At 50.1% G+C, this 750-nt stretch carries 1 protein-coding gene; it reads right to left on the bottom strand.

Annotation, left to right across the window (positions count from 1 at the left end; translation table 11 throughout):
• Window positions 1-750, bottom strand: a 750-nt coding sequence (locus R8N49_RS26790) for a methyl-accepting chemotaxis protein (protein WP_318190407.1), incomplete at both ends; no start/stop codon positions are given.

Raw genomic sequence — 750 nt, 5'->3', positions numbered from 1 at the left:
GATGCTGGTTAGACTGTCGTGCGCTTGCTGTGCGTAATCCACGCTGGTATCTGCCAAGCTAGTGCTGGCTTGCATGCTGTTTACGGCAAGCTTGGTATTGCTTTGCAGCGTTTCAATCATGGTACGGATTTCTTCTGTTGAGCCATGAGTGCGTTGGCTAAGTACACGTACTTCATCCGCTACCACGGCAAATCCGCGTCCTTGTTCACCCGCGCGTGCTGCTTCGATGGCCGCATTGAGAGCGAGCAGGTTGGTTTGCTCAGCAATGCCCTGAATCGTAGACAAAATTTGGTTGATGCTTTGGGTGTTCGCTTCCAGTTCAGAAATCACATTTGCCGCATCACTCACTTGCTCAGCAAGCGACACAATCGCTTCTCGGTTTTTCTGAATAACGCTTTGACCTTCCACACACGCAGATGCGGAGTTTTGGGATGCACTTGCGGTCAATTCTGCATGACTTGCGACTTCTGCAGCGGTTGCCGACATTTCATGAATGGCCGTAGCAATTTGGTTTACGTCATTTTGTTGGTGCTCAACGCGTCCTGCCGCCATGGCTGAGAGTTCGTTCGCCTGTTGTGCTTGTTCTGACAACTGCTGACTGTTTTCGACGATGTTTTTTAGCATTGATTGCATTTGAGCAAGGAACTGGTTGACGTGCGTGGCCAGTTCACCAATTTCATCCATGCGTTCAATCTCGATGCGCTGCGTCAAATCACCTTCACCTTGTGACAGTTCAGAGAGTGCATCCGA

The sequence above is a fragment of the Vibrio sp. 1978 genome (assembly GCF_033344345.1).
Note: the sequence above shows the minus strand (reverse complement) of the source record. Positions and strands in the feature narration are given on the sequence as shown.